13 protein-coding genes are annotated in these 16,771 nt (G+C 43.2%); 7 read left to right on the top strand and 6 right to left on the bottom strand.

The features are described from left to right. The first annotated feature begins 45 nt into the window (after positions 1-45). The 3 genes from PPRES148_RS11525 (at position 46) to PPRES148_RS06580 (ending at position 1,169) form a co-directional block, all read left to right on the top strand. A complete protein-coding gene (locus tag PPRES148_RS11525) occupies positions 46-210 on the top strand; it encodes a hypothetical protein (RefSeq protein ID WP_187820757.1) in 165 nt (54 codons plus the stop codon). Between the two features lie 621 nt (positions 211-831). Next, complete coding sequence (locus PPRES148_RS12935; protein ID WP_281289937.1) at positions 832-966, top strand: hypothetical protein; 135 nt, start codon at positions 832-834, stop codon at positions 964-966. A 5-nt stretch (positions 967-971) separates the two neighbouring features. After that, positions 972-1,169 (top strand): hypothetical protein, encoded by a 198-nt coding sequence (locus PPRES148_RS06580; RefSeq protein ID WP_149453767.1) that lies wholly within the window; start codon positions 972-974, stop codon positions 1,167-1,169. Between the two features lie 396 nt (positions 1,170-1,565). Here the strand turns inward: PPRES148_RS06580 and PPRES148_RS06575 are convergent, their stop codons facing one another. The 3 genes from PPRES148_RS06575 to PPRES148_RS06565 all read right to left on the bottom strand — a co-directional run bounded on the left by PPRES148_RS06575 (position 1,566) and on the right by PPRES148_RS06565 (position 3,326). Next, a complete protein-coding gene (locus PPRES148_RS06575) occupies positions 1,566-2,372 on the bottom strand; it encodes a hypothetical protein (protein WP_149453766.1) in 807 nt (268 codons plus the stop codon). Between the two features lie 171 nt (positions 2,373-2,543). After that, positions 2,544-2,804, bottom strand: a complete 261-nt coding sequence (locus tag PPRES148_RS06570; protein WP_149453765.1) for a YuiB family protein — start codon at positions 2,802-2,804, stop codon at positions 2,544-2,546. 27 nt (positions 2,805-2,831) lie between these two features. Further along, complete coding sequence (locus tag PPRES148_RS06565) at positions 2,832-3,326, bottom strand: divergent PAP2 family protein (protein WP_149453764.1); 495 nt, start codon at positions 3,324-3,326, stop codon at positions 2,832-2,834. Between the two features lie 533 nt (positions 3,327-3,859). Here PPRES148_RS06565 and PPRES148_RS06560 point away from each other — a divergent pair. Together PPRES148_RS06560 and PPRES148_RS06555 are read left to right on the top strand one after the other, a co-directional pair. Next, the gene (locus tag PPRES148_RS06560; protein WP_149453763.1) at positions 3,860-4,324 is read left to right on the top strand and encodes a hypothetical protein; all 465 of its coding nucleotides are present in this window, start codon (positions 3,860-3,862) and stop codon (positions 4,322-4,324) included. Positions 4,325-6,072: 1,748 nt separating this feature from the next. Next, positions 6,073-7,410 (top strand): IS256 family transposase, encoded by a 1,338-nt coding sequence (locus PPRES148_RS06555; protein WP_149453046.1) that lies wholly within the window; start codon positions 6,073-6,075, stop codon positions 7,408-7,410. 781 nt (positions 7,411-8,191) lie between these two features. Here PPRES148_RS06555 and PPRES148_RS06550 read toward each other — a convergent pair. The 3 genes from PPRES148_RS06550 to PPRES148_RS06540 all read right to left on the bottom strand — a co-directional run bounded on the left by PPRES148_RS06550 (position 8,192) and on the right by PPRES148_RS06540 (position 11,624). Then, a complete protein-coding gene (locus tag PPRES148_RS06550; protein WP_149453762.1) occupies positions 8,192-8,707 on the bottom strand; it encodes a hypothetical protein in 516 nt (171 codons plus the stop codon). Positions 8,708-9,844: 1,137 nt separating this feature from the next. Further along, a complete protein-coding gene (locus PPRES148_RS06545) occupies positions 9,845-10,522 on the bottom strand; it encodes a hypothetical protein (protein WP_149453761.1) in 678 nt (225 codons plus the stop codon). 598 nt (positions 10,523-11,120) lie between these two features. Then, a complete protein-coding gene (locus PPRES148_RS06540) occupies positions 11,121-11,624 on the bottom strand; it encodes a hypothetical protein (RefSeq protein ID WP_149453760.1) in 504 nt (167 codons plus the stop codon). Between the two features lie 2,222 nt (positions 11,625-13,846). On the opposite strand from PPRES148_RS06540, the gene PPRES148_RS11515 reads away from it, so the two are divergent. Then, on the top strand, positions 13,847-14,242 hold the full coding sequence (locus PPRES148_RS11515; protein WP_187820755.1) for a hypothetical protein: 396 nt from the start codon (positions 13,847-13,849) through the stop codon (positions 14,240-14,242). Between the two features lie 1,410 nt (positions 14,243-15,652). Continuing rightward, complete coding sequence (gene pdhA, locus PPRES148_RS06535) at positions 15,653-16,771, top strand: pyruvate dehydrogenase (acetyl-transferring) E1 component subunit alpha (RefSeq protein WP_149453759.1); 1,119 nt, start codon at positions 15,653-15,655, stop codon at positions 16,769-16,771.

Genomic DNA, 16,771 nt, shown 5'->3' with positions numbered 1-16,771 from the left:
TTATTTCAGAGATTCCATAAAAGAGTAGGGGTCACCCATGAATGAATGGGGTTTATAGTCTTGGGATCGACTTGCAGTGGGGCTGTATTTCTCCCCCGATCGTTGTTCTTGTCCCCCCGCGGTGGTGTGGCCAGTGGGGGTGTTTTCTTATTTCGGCATCGTCCCGTTGTGGGTGTGAACTTCTGGGTGAGTTTTTCAGGGGGAGATTGATCCCCCTTTTTAGGGTCTCCCCAATGGATTCATATAGTTATAATATTTTTATTATTTTCTATAGAAAACGTATATTTTATTTTGACATGGGTAGGGGGTTTCTGAAATGTAGCTGATTGTATGTTGTCTGATCCACTTCCGTACGAAAGTCCTTTCTTCGGGTATTGGGTGATAGGGGGCGTACAATAGCCATATCTGGAAACTGAGCCGCAATGTGTTGATTTTCTCGTTTATTAAGATGCAAGCTTGCCATATGCACAAATTTATCTTCCTACTTACAATGGATGACCCAACGAACAAGATGAGATAGAGCTGCTAGGGATTTGCCTGGTTTTCGAACACTTTTGGGAACTAGCACGAGGAGTTTTTCGATCCACCCCAGCCCACATACTGTTGCAAAGGATGATGGATAGGGGGGCCGATAGAAAAAATTGGGCAGGGGGGGCAAGAGAAATTCATGGTGCGTTTTCAACGGCTATTGGGTCGTTCACAGAGTCCCTTTGATCTAAGATGCCCAGGGGTGGTATCAAGGGTGAACTGTTGGGTATGTTTGTGACTTTGTCGAAGCTTGTTGATCAAGGGAAGGAATTGGGTAGGATTGTCCATCGGTAGGGAGGACCTGTGGCGGATGTAAATTTGTTGAGCAATGGCGTTGCTGCCCAATATCTGAAGGGGCCTGCGCGGGCGCCACGGGTGAGTCTTATCCAACAGTCAGAACAACGGAATGGAGCAACTGGGGTACAAAGTGAAAGGTAATCATCGTGCGGGTCGTGGTTTGTTCTTCTGTAAAGAATCGTTTAGGATGCCAGGATGAAGGGGTGCTTGGTACGATAAGGGTGGCACAGGCGAGGATGGAAAGGGGGTCAGCTTATGATGGGATCTCAGGCTGTTCGTTATTTCAAAAAAAGGTCAGGGAGAAGGAGATGATAATTACAGATAATTCATTCAATAAAGAATGAGAATCGACCTTATGTCGGGTTTGTTTGGTGTGCGCAAAGGGGGCCAAATTAGGAACCAGCTATCCTTATCCCAACTATAAATTGCTTATGTTGACAGCGTAGTTTGCTTGTATACTCAATCAATAATGCAAACATTTTTACAATATATTATTTGATTCCCTAAATTATTACAAAAATATTATAACAATTTTTATGTTATTTTCCATGGTAGCCCTATTTCATTGATTCAGATTCAAAGGGGGGCTCCTTTGGACACGGTAAACCCCTCGAAAAATCTACGGAGGAGCTCATCGAAAAATTTACGCACGCGATCGGACGCAATCCCGTTAGGGCACAAATAAGGGAACCCATCCCCGTAGGTAGGGGAATGGGTTTTTTGGATCGTTATGGATTTTGCTATCCTGATAGGGAGGATGACTCCATACTATATATAGGTTTTTTAATTTGTTCTGATAAAAAGGTTCTCCAAAGTGAGGAGATGGAAATAGAACCTAGTAGACCGAGAAATAGAGCCTCGGGATCAGGGTAAACGTATTGTGAGCCCCCCTGGGTGGCGAGAAGCCGTTCATAAATTTTATCCAACAAATTCGGTTCCTTCTTGGTAAGTTGTAAAAGAAAGGCGGTTCGCCAACCTACAGGCGAGGTGGGTAGGGTTTGGGGAATGGGGGAGGCGAGGTGTGTTACGCACATGGCCCATGCTTGCCATAGGGTAGAGAAGGCTTCCCGGTACTCTACTCTGGCAAAGGGGGCAAGGGGGTGGGAGCGTACTAGGCGGATGAGTGTTTTGTACATGAGGAGGGTATGGAGGGACCAACAAAATTCGTTTTCCCGAATGTGTTTGGGATCGGGAAGGGCGGATAGGGGTAGGGTGATGACCATATTAGAGGAACCATTGTCTATGCTCCAACTGGCTGGCCAGCGGGTATGGACGAAGGACGAGGGTGGGAGCCAGCGTATGATCCACGCAGGGGGTGGACTGGATTTTGTTCCCCAGCGTTCCACTAAGCGGGGATAAACATGTTGACGAAAGGCCTGTATTTGTTTTTCGTAAGTGTTAGTTGCATTCGTTGAACCTTTGAGTTGGATCGGCGGGGAGAGTTTAGTGGCTATGGCGGGTCCGTTCGGAAGTAGGAACCAGCTAATTGTTTCCGTAGGTGTGTCCATGGCGAAGGTGTGGGCGGCATGTAACTGTGCAGATGGCATGTGATGTGAACCCCCTTGGCGTCTGCATATGAGTGGTATTTCATGATGAAGTAAGTAGTGAGGGAACCCCCCTGGCAAAAAGGAGGAATGAGTACTGGATCATTGGTATCTAGTAACAAGTTTATTGTTTTATGTAACCTGGATCCGTAATAATTCCCTCATTTCATATTTTTAAAACATTCTGTATCCTTGCGAGCGCAAGGTGCGGATCGTCCATATGCCAGTGACACACCCTGCTAGGCCTGCTATAAAGAAGGATGCATTGACAAGGCTGAGGATATTTTCTTTACCCTTCAGGGCAAGGACAACGCAGGTCAAAAAGACCAGACCGGGAACCCATGTGGTTTTGAGCAGCATATTAATGATGAAGCTAATGCCAAAAAAGAGAACAAAAAGTAAGGGAATAGCTACAGCAAACTGTAGGGTATTCATTCCAACATCCCTCCTCTTGAAGGTTCGTTATGCCTTTGGGGACATCGGTAGAAACCAATAGAGTGTGAGGGCGGTAACAACACCCAAACAAAAACCACCGAGAATTTCGATGGGTTGATGGCCCATAATCTCCCTCAGTTTGAGTTTTTCTAGGAAGGGTGTCTTCGATGGATTGCGGATTTCTTCAAATATACGCACGAGATGTTGGACCATCTCATTGATTACACGCGATTGTATCCCTGACTGGCGACGGACTCCTGCAGCATCATACATTACTATGACAGCAAATACGGAAGCTATAGCAAAAATTGGTGTTTCGAATCCTTGTATCAGACCGATAGATGTGGCCAATGCAACAGTAGCTGCTGTATGACTGCTCGGCATACTACCGGCGTCTAGTAACCAGTTCCATTCCCAGTGTCCCTTTCGGATGAGATTCCAAAGGAACTTCGAGGCCTGGGCCATTACTGTGGCAAGGAGGGTGGACCACAGGTAGATATTTCCGAGGAGTTCGTCCATCATAGATCCGGTATACGTCCCTTCCGAGTGGGGGGTTGAATGGGCATGGGATTTGATCGTAAGTGGAATGACTGACTTTCTGGACTTTTCATCAGTATAATGCAATGGATATTTGATACGCTGCGGTACATCGATCCCGATATCCCCATTTTCATTTCCATATTTATAGGGTGTCTAGACCATACTGTCTCCCCAATTATACCCTATTTTGTTTTAGGGTGCGACCATCTTTTGGATTCTATAACAATGAAATGCGAATTTTCATTGGAAATGGAAAACACAGATTGCGCGAGTAAAAATTTTGTGCTTATCGGTGCCAGTATGCTGTTGTGGTTTTGAATTTTATGAAAGGGAGGCAGATCGTTTTGCCCTCCTCGTACGACTTCCTATCTAAATCCCACGCATGCGATCGGATGCAACCATATATTATATATTTAATTTATCATAATTCATGATATAATGTTTTCATAAGCACTAGTACTAAATTAAAATTCATTTATCATAATTGACTATCTAGGGGGGTATTTTATTCTATCATGGATAAGAAAATAAGGAGTCCATTGCGACGTTTGGGTCTTCTCACCACTTCCCTTCTCGGTATAGGTTCTGGCATTGTAGGGACAACCGCCCCAACCTTGGCACAATCGGTGAGTGTTTCTGTTAGAACTTTTCAAAATACGGGCGTAGATAATTTTAGTCATTGGAATCCTGGATCTTATGATGTTTACTTTCGCCCTTATCGTCGTCCTGTAAGAATAGGTATTTTCAATAATTATGCAGTTGTGCCAGGGGGATATCAAGTACGTTTGGGGGATCCATTCAGAAACTATCTAAGAAGATACCTATATTGCGAAAATGACAATGTATACTATAGAACAGTATACAATACGGGTCCCGCTGTATATAATAACAACTGGTACGGTTCTGGAAACTATTATGGTTATGATGGTTATGATGGTTATGATGGTTATGATGGTTATGATTCCGGTTGGAATTGGTAATTATGCGGTTAGTAACTAATCCACGGAATCTGGTTTTTGAGGGACGATGATCATAATAAAAAATATATAAATTAATATTTTATGAACAGTAAATATGATGACTGGGGGGTACTGTTGTGATATCGACGGGATTGGGCCCTGTAGGGGCCCTTTTTTGTTTTCCCTGCTTCGTCTGCGGACCCGTCTTTGGGTCTGTTTTTTATTGATTATTTCAATGTAATATATTACCTTATGGATCCTTCCTCCCTTTAGGGGGATCTTGGCCGCATATCGGACCTGAGGGTTCAGTATCGGGAGTGGGGATGGGCAACTCACCCTCTATCAGGAAATAAGGGGTTGTGTCGATATGGAAACAGAACTAAATTTCCCGAGGCCCCCTCTTTCGGACGAAGTGAAAATCATGAAAATAGAGAAATTAGGAACCACAAAATTAGATATAAAATGAGTTATATTCAGAGTCCATTGCCAACCGTCCATTCCCGGGAATCAGGTGTTCCTGTGAGGATTCGGAAAACCTGGGACTCCCACCTAACTCATCCTTACAATCCAGAATTAGGAAAAAACTACCCAAGGATATTTCAGGTCCGAAGTTTGGCCAAGATCCAAAAAAGGGTTGCTGCGATCTGACCTTGGGTGTTCTCCTCTCATCCAACCAACGGGAGGCTTTGCGTTCTAAAACACAGCAGGGGGAAACGGGAAAGGGCAATGCGAAGGTTGGGCTGATTATGTTATGACATCATAAATAATAATTTCGTATATCCGTTGTACATCCCCCTTGTCATTGTTATAATATTTTTAATAAATATATAAATGGGAGCTTCTTAGGTGATGCTGGAAATGGGCATTGAGGCCGCCGTCCTAGATCATTTCAAAATATGTACATATTCACCCGATTGGGTCATATCCCACTTTCCGCTGTAAGATTCAAGAGCGGGTAGTCTGTGGTCCCTAAAAATTCCCTATTTGCGTCTTTTCGATTAACAATTGTTTTTATGTTTTTAATAAATAGATAGAAATTTATTGTTAAATCATATTGTAAATAGCACAAAAGGCGTTATAGGGGTGCTTTTTCTCGGAATCGTGGTTAGATATATCTTCAGAATAATTTTATTTTAATCAGGGGGTTCCCTCTGGAGGAATCCATAGGTCAGCAAAACGTCCCTCCTACACGAAACGGGAATCTCAGTAGAACCTAAAGCTCTCCCTCCCCCTGTTTTTGGTCTCTGTTTTTGCCTTTAGTCCCTTGATCTTTTGTTTTGATTCCCTTGTGTTTTTGTTCTTTTCCCCTTGCCCCCTGGCCTAGGCCAGGGGGTTTTCGCGCCCCTACCCCTCCTCCCCCCAACTCACCATTGTTGTTTGTGTTGGCCTGGCCCATTGTGTAATGGCGCCTGGCTTCTCCATCGTGGGGGCTCCAGAATGGCGCTGCTGCATGGCCTTCCTTTATCCCTCTCCCTTGTGGGGAAGGGGGGTTCTTCTATGACTGTCGTTGCCCTTATGTAGCCCTATGCGACCCTATAGTCCTTCTCACTTTTACATACGCAATTCCCGCTATTGCCCTTGGGAAACAGTCGATCCTCTACTCAAAAACTCTGTTCCATGATCCCTTCTGGATCCTCCGCGATATGCATGATGATCAACAGGGTTAGGTGAGATAAAAAAGGGAAATACAAGACAAGAGTGGGGAAATGTATAGAGGACAACCGCTTGGTTTCTGAAATGAAAAACTTAATATAGGAAAGGTTGGTTTTATGATTCCAATTGACTTGGATATAGACAGAATGGAAAAAAGGATAGAAGAACGTATACAACATTACGAACAGAAAGGATTATCGCTTCAGGAATCCATCCCCCATGTAGTGGAAGAGATCGAGGAAGATTCTGAATGGGCTCCTGGTCCCATGGGGAGGGCTTATACTTTTATAGCCAATTATCAGTTTAAAAAACAAATTTTAGGTGGCCGGGAGAAACACCAAAGGGGTCCCGATTTCCCAAAAGTAGACCGAAATGGTTATAAAAAACGTAAAAAACGCACCAGCAAAGGAATTGTGGTTTACTATGACCCCCAGCCAAGGAAAGGGCATTTCCGATCTGCGGTTACTAAACCCTACAAAAAATATACGAAGTCGTGTATAGATATTCTTTCCTCCTTACGTAAGGCCGGTATGTCCATAAAAAAAATATCCGAATTGTCGAATGATATTCTGCGATCAAAAATCTCACGCTCCACTGTGTCAAGATTACTTATGGGACATCTAAAGGAAGAGAATAGAGGATTCAATGAGGAACCCATAAGAAACCCGCATGAAATTAGGACCGTAAAGGTGGATGCTTACTACAAACCCGTTCGTGGATTCGGGAAAGTAGCTGTCTATGTCATAAAAGCGAGTAGGAAAAATACATCAGGGATAAAAACAGATGAGGTTTTATCAAGTTTGGTAAATCCCCCCGAAACAGCTGAAACTTGGTATGAAGCCCTCCAAAATGTTTACGACCGTGGTTTACGGATGGGTCCTGATACCCTTTTCATTGCTGATGGTCATAAGGGAATCAGAAAGGCGCTAAGCCAAGTATATCCCGAAGCAGGTTTTCAAGGGTGTCAATTCCACAAAATGGTGAATCTTTACCAGGCCTTCAGAAAGGATAGACCGAGAAAAAAAGGAGTGAAGTGGGAACCCATCCGAAGCCGGATTTATCAAGACATTTTTCATGTTCTTGACAAAAAAGAAGCCCTTCATGGCTTGATACGCTTTAGTGATGACTATCAATCCAAGTTGCCCAAGCTCGTTGAAGGTCTATGGGCTTCCTTTGATGATGTGACAACGTATCTCGATTACGACCTAGCGGATGCTGTTCAAAATCGTACAACGGGTTCCTTAGAGAGAAATCACAGAGAGGCCAGACGTTATACGAATGGAGTGAGCTGTTATCCTACCCTTGATTCATTCCAAAGGGTGATTGATTCCGTGTATAAAAATTTCAACTTAGAGCAGGCAAAGAAACTTAGTGGGATGGATAATCACTCTGTGTCCGCATGGGGACTGGGAGAATTCGCTATCCCTGCCATGTATCCCCTATCTTCACACTAAAAAAAGAATATTCTTACATTTATTTTCAGGAAAACCAACCTACCCTGAGTATGGGTATGGCTTCCATTTTTTTACATAATTGCCATTTACAGTAATTTTTTATGTTTTATTATAATTTTTAAATTATTGTGTAATTTTAACTTTTATTATGTATGTCAATAGTTGTAATTCACTACGATGATATGATTTCTGAAGGATGGGGAACCCAAGAAAATCAACCAGGGGGAGATTACAACCGAAAAAGGGATATCACCCCCGATTGTATGGAAACATAGTATATATAAATTGTAAAATTTATATATACTATGATAAAATAGTATTGATCTGAAAATACCTCCCGGGGAACGATCCACGGGCAAAGATAAGGGATCTAAAATCACCCATTTTTGGGGGATGCCATATTTAGGATGCGGATCATTTCTATATAAATTAATAAAAAAATTATATTTTTAAAATACGAGAGAACATTCCCGGGGGGACCAAAAGTAGGAAACCCCCCTTAGGAACATGCATATACCCGTTCGTATAGCTTGCTGAATTGGTTCTGACGCATTAGGGATTGATGGTTATTGAAGAAAGGAATTAAAAATATATTATAAATTTATTAAGAATAAAAGCAGGGAATCAACCTGTTTTATTTCGCACAGACGAGTGGTAGGGTTATTTTGCCATGGCGGGAAATAATAGGGGGTTGACCCAAGGGATCCGTCCCCCGGGGAACAGGTCCCAAATGTTCTGGGGATGTGTCGTACGGAAAAACTGTGATGCTCTCTTCCCGTTATCAATACGAGTAGTAACCATCCTCGTATGCGATTGGTGGTGGTGGAATCTGCCATAGCATCTGCCGGGCGTAGGGATCCAAAATCCCATTATAGTACCTATAACGGATCAATCCGCTTCCATCTTGGGCATAGGATCTCAGGAAGGAGTCCAGACTGTAGAACGTAATCTCCCCACGGAATTGTGGGGAATATAGTTTCCCATAGCCGGTGTAAATTTTAATTACTCTGTCCGGGTAGCCAGTGAAAATTTCATAAGTTGTTCCTTGGGTGGAATTTGTTCGACTGAAAATTGTTTGCACAAGGTTCTCGATGCTCGTGGTTCTGATATGACCACCTCTGGTATAACCAGCATAAGAATTATCATAGCCACCCGTATCAACATTAACTTCTACGTTTGTATTTGTCGCATTCACTGAACTTGAACCCACAACTCCTATCAGGCTGAGCGCTGCTACAGAGGAGATAGTTAGTAAGGGGCCTAGGGATGGGGTTATCTTTCTTGTCTTTTTATTCATAATAGAATAGAGAACCTCCTCGATTCATAATTAGGAAAGGACAATAGATCCTTACTAAAAAAATTGTATCATGATTACATTAATAAATAAAGCGCATAATATACTATAAATACACAATTTATTTATAATTATACAAATTATAGAGGGATAGGGTCTATATAGTATAACTATGACGATCACCGTGGATACGATCGTTTTGAATAAAAAAAATTTCTTTGATAGTAGTCAGATGCGCCCGTGCTCGTAAGCCGCTATAGCTGGGTTAGTGGATGTTAGGACCCCCGAATAGTAGGGAGAAAGCAGATGAAGGCCAATCCCTTCCAGGGGGACCGATGATTTTTTTGTATCATGACTTTCTCCCATAGGCATGGTAGATAAGCAAGGTGGATGAATAGGAAAAACAAACGGAAAATGGGCAGGGGGTATAAATACAAAAATCGTAGACCTGGGTTCCCCCCGACACATCAAATTATATCATTATAACGTAAAATATTCAATATTTCAAAATATAAAAAATATTCCATGTGATGAGGGAATGACAAGCAAGATACCCTGCCCCAATTTCTGGGGGAAAACGGCAGCCTCCCTTTGGGGGTGTGAATTCCTGAACAAGGTCTTCAGGGATTCCGTTTTTAGAATTTCCCTTCATAGATTCATATGTACGATTTTTTATTATATTTTAATAGAAAAAAAGCATATTTGGACCTTGATCCTATTCTTCCTTTTTATAGATATAGGTGCTACCGCGGAAAAAGGTATCAAACTTATTAGAATATTTTTGTATTTTTTGTATATTAAATAATGTGTTTGGAAAATGTTTATATTGTTAATTAGTATAAAAACAGTCTGATAGAGTATTCCCGGCGTAAGTGCTTTGGGGTGGAAAGGTACCCCTTTCTGGGGGATTGTACCTGAAAATTTCGTACGATCGGTTATTTTTTGTTGAACTACCGAAATCACCGTGGGATCATAGGAACCGGTTCCTATTTCGTTCCTTTTGCGCACACCAAAGAAACCGACATAAAGCCGAATTTTATTTTTTATTTAAATAGTATTATATATTAAATTCTATGTAGTTATGGGTGATCTTATCCTTCTCTTCCTGATCTTCTTTTGAAGATAACGAACGGCCTGGGATCAATGATAAGCAGATCCTTTTGCCATCATGGCCCGTGCCACCCTCGTCTTACCATGCACCTTCATTTTGGCCGCCTGAAAACGGTTCTTCATAGAAGAACAAACCCCCTCCACAGCCGCACGACGATTGCCCTTCTCTTTGTACCCCGGTTGCTCCATTTTGTCTCGTTGTTCCGCCGTTGAATAGGACTGATCTGTGGTGCGCAGGACCCTTTTCCTGATAAAGCTGTCAATAAGGGTTGAATCCATCCGATAAAAACTGGGGTCCATATTCATGATCCCCATCAAAAATTGAGTGAAGTCGGAGTAGAATTGTTCCTTCACCTTATAGCCTTCGGTTTCCTCATAGACATCGGGGCGATTTCGACTCTCATATAGTGTCCTTTCACCCATAAGTGGTCTACCTTTTGTACCACCCAATGCCTCAAAGAGAGGGCCTTCGCGTGGAATTTGAATGATCAGCATACGGTTGCTACATCGTAAAAACTCCTTGATTATGTCAAAAATCAATGGTATGAGTATATGTATGCATGGCCTTCCAATGGTATTGTGGTAACCACTGTATCTCTTCCTATATAAGGATGCATATTCGGTGAAGAATAGGCCGAGAAGGATGAAAACCAATTCTACATCGGAAGGTTGATTCGTACCCACCGTGGATAATAGACGATCCTGCAAGTAAGTTTCCCTTTGCTCTATTTCCTCGGGTTAATACATAATAATCTAAATAAACTGTTTATTATGAAATATCGTGTTGATCTATTTCCTGGTGATGCATTGAATGAAAGAGCAAGTACTATCAAATAACCTTACTATATTTATTAAATTTTATTATAGATCGGGGAGGGAACCAAATTTTGGAAAAGATGTTCTGGGCGGTACTTGTCGGATCGTTCCTTTTTGCGGTAGCACCATTAATAATAAAATTATATTCCGCAAATGCAGAGGAATGTTTCCCGGGGGGCCAAAAATTAGGATCAAAAACCCCCTCAGGAAAATGACTACACCCGTTCGTATAGCTGCTAAATGGGCCCTAACGCATTGGGATTGGTGGTCACCGAATAAGGAAGTTGAAAGATATATTATAAATTTAGGATAATTACAAATAAAAGCGGGGAATCAATCCGTTTTGTTTCGCATAAACGGATGGAGGGCTATTTTCCCATGGCGGGATAAAAACAGGAGGTTGATCCGAGGGACCTAGCTCCCAGGGAATAGGTCCTAAATGTTCCGGCGATGTTCCGTACGGAAAAATTATAATTCTCCCTTCCTGTTATCAATATAAGGAATAACCATCCTCGTATGCGGTTGGCAGACCCTGCAATAGCATCTGCCGGGCGTAGGGATCCGAAATTCCATTATGGGCCCTATAACGGACCAATCCGTTCCCATCTGAGGCATAAAAGGATCTCAGGAAAGAGTCCAGATTTTGGGGTGTAGTTTCTCCACGGAACTGTGGGGCGTATACTCTCCCATAGCTGGTGTAAATTCTGATGATTCTGTTTGTAGCATAGAAAACTTCATAAGTTGTTTCTTGGTTCGCTCGACTAAAAATGTTTTGCACAAGGTTCTCGATGCTCGTGGTTCTGGCGGAACTAACTCTGGTATAACCACCATAGGAATTATCATAGCCACCAGTGTCAACATTAACTTCTACATTTGTATTTGTTGCATTCACTGAACTTGAACCCACAACTCCTATCAGGCTGAGCGCTGCTACAGAGGAGATAGTTAGTAAGGGGCCTAGGGATGGGGTTATCTTTCTTATCTTTTTATTCATAATAGAATAGAACCTCCTCGATTCATAATTAGGAAAAGACAACAGATCCCTACTAAAAAAATTGTATCATGATTACATTAATAAATAAAGTGTATAATATACTATAAATACACAATTTATGTATAATTATACAAATTATAGAGGGATAGGGTCTATATGGTGGATAGATCATACGCGACTATATTGTGTGATGCTTATAGAATGTACGGGCCCATCTATAGAGGGGAAGAAATCTATAGAAACCATTGGGATGGATACGGAGGATCTACTATCATAGATGGTTTTGAGGAAATAAATTTCCCTATATTGCATTTCCTCTTGGATTATGATGCAATGAAAGGTAAAATGGTTTTTCTTTATAGGGGTCTAATCGGATGGAAACAGGGATATGGGAAGAAAAGATTACATCCTAGACCCCCTAGAGGCTATACGGATGGGTTTAGGGGCAATCCATCGATCCCTTTCCCCCGAAAGGGGTGCCTTTTGGGGGGGGAGAGACAAGCGTTTCTGTTCTGGTACACATACTGCAAACGAAGAGTCCTGGGATTGATTCTTTTTATACCAACCAGTTGCTGATAACACTTGGAGCCTCATGTGAGAAATAGTATAACTATGACGATCACCGTGGATATGATCGTTTTGAATAAAATATTTATTTGATAGTAGTCAAACGCGCCCGTGTTCGTAAGCTGCTATAGCTGGGTTAGTGGATGTTAGGACCCCCGAATAGTAGGGAGAAAGCAGATGGAGGCCAATCCCTTTCAGGGGGACCGATGATTTTTTTGTATCATGACTTTCTCCCATAGGCATGGTAGATAAGCAAGGTGGATGAATAGGAAAAACAAACGGAAAATGGGCAGGGGGGTATAAATACAAAAATCGTAGACCCGGGTTTCCCCCGACACATCAAATTATATCATTATAACGTAAAATATTCAATATCTCAAAATATAAAAAATATTTTCATGTGATGAGGGAATGACGAGCAAGGTACCCTGCCCCAATTTCTGGGGGAAACGGCAGCCTCCCTTTGGGGGTGTGAATTCCTGAATAAGGTCTTCAGGGATGCCGTTTTTGGAATTTCCCTTCATAGATTCATATATACGATTTTTTATTATATTTTAATAGAAAAAAGCGTATTTGGACTCCGGTTCTATTCTTCCTTTTTATGGATATAGAGAAGGATATAGACCCATGCCCTGCGGATACTTGGTACTGTTTTACCATCTCCTATTTGCGGAAAAGAATGGAGAATGATCTTCTAGATTGCTTGCCCTATGTACGAAAATTGGGGATATCAATGGAGTAGGCTGTCCGAATTATTGGGTATCTTTCCTGTATGACAAAAACTGAGAGAATTTCAGGGGGTTTGGACGTGGTTGGTTAGCTTAGGGGGTCCCCAGATTTAAAGGAGTAAGGGGTGGGAAGAGCCTAATCTTTCAATATTTTTTCGTAATTTTTGTTATTTGATACGTATATATCACATAGCCTAATGCTCGCCTCACCCATTGTGAATATATTCTGTATTTAATAGTTAAATACATTTATTATAAAATAAAATGTGATGCCCCAAGGGAATCCCCTACAAGAACATGGAACTGATTACCCTTATTTTACAAATATGTTCATAAAAATAATTTTTAACGTATGACATAAACATGCACCAAGCTGAGTTATGAGTGGGCTTTTCGGATCCTGGTTCCGGATGAGCTTAAGTATGGGTGTCTACAGCCATGAGAAGGGGATTTAGGATTATGATTTTGGTTGGGGGTGAGGTCTCAGGTTCCCAAGTAAGGGGCAGTTTATTTCATCGAGTAGGACTGGCATCTCAGCCAACCCTCTCATAGAATCACACGTACTACTTTCGCATTTATGTGGCTCTTATGGTCCCATAGGATTTTGCTCATTCGGAACCCCCAGTCTGGTGTCACGTTCTCCGTATTTTCCTCTGCTGTGTTCTATCCTGATTTCGATTCAATGTTGCCTGGTCCAACCCACGATCATCTCCTTACCTCAGATTGTGCGTCCAGTTAGACCCATCGGGTTTAGTCCACGATCATCTCCTTGCTTTGGATTGTACGTCGTTTGGTCCAGGCAGACCATTCAACCCCTTCGCTCCACCCTCATCACAAGGGTTTCTTCACTACTATGAGTTGATCCCCCGACTCTGTTTACAGAAGCCTCGGTATACCCCTGGCCCCTTTACACTGGGCCAAGGCTAGGTGTCCGTGCGACAGTCTCCTGTGGTTCCCTATGAGGGCCTACGTCAAGTTCATTCCCTCTGTGCACCGGATGCCGCCAGGACAGTAGGTGGTTCGCCCTCCATGGCCTTTTTTTCTCCAGGAATAGGTTCCTTGTTTCGACATCGACTGCGCCTTTCGGTGTTTTCCCCCAATGATTCGCTTTACTCATCTTCCCGATTCACACCTGACAGGATTCTTTCGTCCTGCCTTTTCCCAGAACGCTCACCACCCTTGCTCTTTACAACAGCAGCACTGGATGGTTTGAAACCTACCGGCCGATTTCGGGGGACCCTTCCCCCATCCCCCATAGAGTACGATGCGACACACAAAACCAGACGGGATCCTAAGCTATGGAGGAAGGTGTATAGAACATAGGCTTTTCCGTGAAATCTGGGAACCTGTCGTTTAGTGGGTTGATCGTCTCCAGGTCGTAAAAACCAAGAGATAGGGGCCCTGCACACTGGAGTGGACTGGTTCATAATAGCTACTGTAATGGGAGAGTGGTGAAGCAAAGGGGCCAGCTCATCTGACTTCTGGAAAGATTAAAACTATAGTGGGGTAAGAAGAGTCATAGGACACGAGAGTATTCGGTTCTGTGAGGGGCTTGGTTGAAATACTGGGTCTACCTCGACGGGGGGTTTGTGAAGAGAATTTATTACATTTTATTACTTTTACGCTCACAGTACTTACATTTCCACCGTTGCGGTTCTAGTTTTGACTCCTGAATCCATGGACCGCATCTTGGGTGAAGAAAGGTCCGGGAGCTACCAGAACCTATTTTGACGAACTTTTGCTCTTTTTCGCGGGATTTTTCACAGGAACACTGGGTTTCGGACGAGGGTTTTTCGACCAATGATTTAAGTACAGATCGGATGGTTCTTATACCTTCATACTCGGATTCTATTTCCTCCAGGCTTTATCAGTTCCACTTCATTGGTTAGAGGGGGGCGTGGTACATTAGGATCAATCTTCTTATCCTTTTTGGTTATCATAGATGTCCCTCCTACAGAAATATTTAGCATATCCATAGTAGGGTATTACCATAAAAATTTCAACGCTGTGTCTACACACTATTAATTTTACCTGAAGAGTACAACTAGAACTCTGGATCCATATTCAGAACGGAACATATTCAATTTGAAATTCATTTATATTGAGCAAAACATTGCAGTATGGGTATGCTGATTCAGTTTTCTTTGTTGTCTTTTTTATTATGAATCATAAAAACATAGGAACCTCCTGGGTCCTCCTGACTCCGTAACCATTTAGAGTTTGGAGACCCGGGAAATGTACACACCCCCGTTCGTATTCTGCCTGGGGATTGTAGCTGGGTTGTCCAATCCAGTGTGGGCAGGATGGATCAACCTACTATGGCTAGTCATCTGGGGCTATAGGATTCCTATAATTATTTTCCTATTCAGAGTTATCAGTTGATTTATCCCCATAGTACACTCAAACCAAGTCCCGTGGATTGCGGCCTACATTGCATGTTAGGGGCAAAAGGTCTACAATGTCGGGGTGGCAGTGGTAGACTGGTTCCTAATGTTGGTGTTCTCTACAGGAAAAGTTCGGTTTTGTATGATTTCGTTATGTTGGGTTTTATGACTTTGTGTTTTTGATGGAATAGGGGTGCTGGATTGGGGTGGGTGTGCTATGGAACAATGTATGCTACGTCAAATTCGATTTCATTTCCATTTAGTACTCGGTAATTATACAATATGAAGATATTTTCCAAAATAACTAACGGTACCCCGTTGGGATCGTAACTACGAGGTGAGGCGCGCAATGGGCGAACAAGAGCGGGGTGTCAACGGGGGTGCACAAGCGGCTGCTTACGTGCATCTTGCACCTATCCAACCGTGGGCCATACTGGACCGGGAAGGACAGATAGCCAAGAGTGCTTCCCTTCCTCCCGACCTTTCGAGGGAGGACCTAAGGGCCTTGATGTATCGTATGGTATTTGTGCGTGTTTGGGACGACCGTGCGGTTGCCCTAGCACGACAGGGTAGGTTGGGATTTTATGCACCCGTGGCCGGTCAGGAGGCTACTATGGTGGCTAGCCAATATGCTCTTCAGAAACAGGATTGGATTTTACCAGGGTATCGGGATCTTCCCCAGATGTATTTTCATGGATATCCTATGTATCAGCTTTTTCTGTGGTCGCGTGGTCATCAGCACGGGGGTGAGGTTTGCGAGGATGTCTCTGTCATGATGCCACAGATTATCATTGGTGCACAGTACGTACAGGCCGTTGGTGTCGCTATGGGTATCAAAAAACACAAGGAAACGGATCGAGTAGTGGTTACCTACACGGGTGATGGTGGAACGTCGCAGGGCGATTTTTATGAGGCGCTCAATTTTGCTGGTGTTTACTGTCTACCGATCATTTTCGTTGTACAAAACAACCGTTATGCCATATCGACCCCTGTTGCCAAGCAAACGGCCGCGCAAACATTGGCACAAAAGGGGATAGCGGCTGGAATTGCTTGTATGCAAGTGGATGGGATGGATGCCCTAGCCGTTTATCAGGTGGTTCAGGATGCGCGAAACCGGGCGCTGGCGGGGCAGGGTCCTACACTAATTGAGGCACTCAATTACCGACTTGGTCCCCACTCCATGTCGGGGGATGATCCGGGGCGTTATCGGTTGGAGGAGGAACAAACATCCTATGCGGCATCGGAACCCCTGGAGAGGCTTCGCAAGTATCTGATAGCGGGCAATCTGTGGTCCCAGGCGGATGAGGAGAGGGTGGTTTCGCACGCGCAGCAGGTATTGGAGGATGCGGTTCGCGAGGCAGATTCCTACCCAGCTATGGAGATGAAACAATTGTTTGAGACTATGTATAGTGGTCCGCGTGATTCCCTGTTGCAACAACTAGACTGGTTCGATAGGGGGGGAGGGTGA

Source organism: Pasteuria penetrans (genome assembly GCF_900538055.1).
In the GTDB taxonomy this organism is placed as follows: Bacteria; Bacillota; Bacilli; order Thermoactinomycetales; family Thermoactinomycetaceae; genus Pasteuria; species Pasteuria penetrans.
Note: the sequence above shows the minus strand (reverse complement) of the source record. Positions and strands in the feature narration are given on the sequence as shown.